Source organism: Weissella sp. DD23, from assembly GCF_001579105.1.
In the GTDB taxonomy this organism is placed as follows: domain Bacteria; phylum Bacillota; class Bacilli; order Lactobacillales; family Lactobacillaceae; genus Weissella; species Weissella cibaria.
This window is the reverse complement of the sequence record NZ_KQ970397.1, coordinates 54950-56234: the sequence shown is the minus strand read 5'-3', so window position 1 is coordinate 56234 and position 1285 is coordinate 54950. Positions and strand designations below refer to the sequence as shown.

The 1285-nt window shown below is 50.0% G+C and carries 2 protein-coding genes; both read right to left on the bottom strand.

The genetic code is table 11. The features are described 5' to 3' along the window. Nucleotides 1-133: formate--tetrahydrofolate ligase (locus WEIDD23_RS13175; protein WP_156469628.1), on the bottom strand; the 133-nt coding region annotated here is incomplete at its 3' end. Then, nucleotides 117-1285, bottom strand: a 1169-nt coding sequence (gene purD / locus WEIDD23_RS10200; RefSeq protein ID WP_062358958.1) for a phosphoribosylamine--glycine ligase, incomplete at its 5' end; no start/stop codon positions are given. The genes WEIDD23_RS13175 and purD, both read right to left, overlap by 17 nt.

Here is a 1285-nt window from a genome sequence, read left to right as displayed (position 1 = left end):
TTTCATCAACCGAAATCTTGGCCTTATCACGCCCATACGGTTCCCATTCTGCTGGCGTTAGACCGGCCTTTTCAGCAATTTTTTCAATGGGCCACACTTCTGCGGCTTGTGCAATTTCAATATCTGTTTGCATCCCCAGACACCACCTTATTTTCTTTTTCAACTGCTTGATAACCAATATCATGACGATAGTGTAGCTTGACTGGCAAAGCATCTAAGACCGAGTAGACTTGTGCTTGGGCCTTGGTCGCGCTCGTTGCCGTCGCCACAATCGTTGCTACTCGGCCACCACTTGTTATAAGTTTATCATCATTTTGTCCAACCCCGGCATAAAATGACCTTATTTTAGGCATTGAAATTGTAGGCACCATCATTCCTTGTACCGGTGCAACTGGGTAGCCAGGTGCCGCCAAAACCACGCCAAGATAGACGTCCTCTGTTTGCCACTGCGCAACCGGCTGCTGACCACGCACCAACGCGAGTACTAGCTCATAAAAATCACTCTCCAACTGTGGTAGGACCACTTGCGTTTCCGGGTCACCAAAACGCACATTGTACTCAATCACTTTTGGGCCTTGCGCCGTTAGCATCACACCGGTATATAGCACCCCGGTAAACGGTGTATGATTGGCTACCATTTCAGTCAGTAACGGTCCAACCAACTGGTCGATAGCATCCACCACAACCTCATCTGCTAGCCAGCGAACCGGACTATAGGCACCCATTCCCCCGGTATTGGGCCCCAAGTCACCATCTAATAATCGTTTATGATCTTGGGCAACCGGCGTGTGAACAATGCCGTTTGGTCCCACTAGACTAAAAATTGAAAACTCAACCCCACGCAAATAGGCCTCAATAACCAACTTTGTCTGATTATCAACCTGATAGAGGTCATTCACAGCTGTTAAAGCTTCTTGGCGGGTAGCATAAATCGTCACACCTTTACCAGCCGCCAAGCCATCCTGTTTCACCACCACCGGTTCTTCACTGGTCACAATGGCACGTTCTGCGGCCGGCCAAGACGCCACGGTTACCGACGTGGCCGTCGGAATACCTGCAGCTGCTAGGCGATCCTTGGCAAATGACTTCGACCCTTCAAGCTGTGCTGCAGCCTTCGTCGGCCCGAAAATCGGCAGACCGGCCGCTTGAAATTCATCAACAATCCCTGCAATCAAGGGTTCTTCAGAGCCAACAAACGTCAAATCAATCGCCGTCATTGTTGCAAAATCACGCAATGCGTCGATATCCGTCATCGGAATACCCACGGGTTGAATCGTATCAGCCT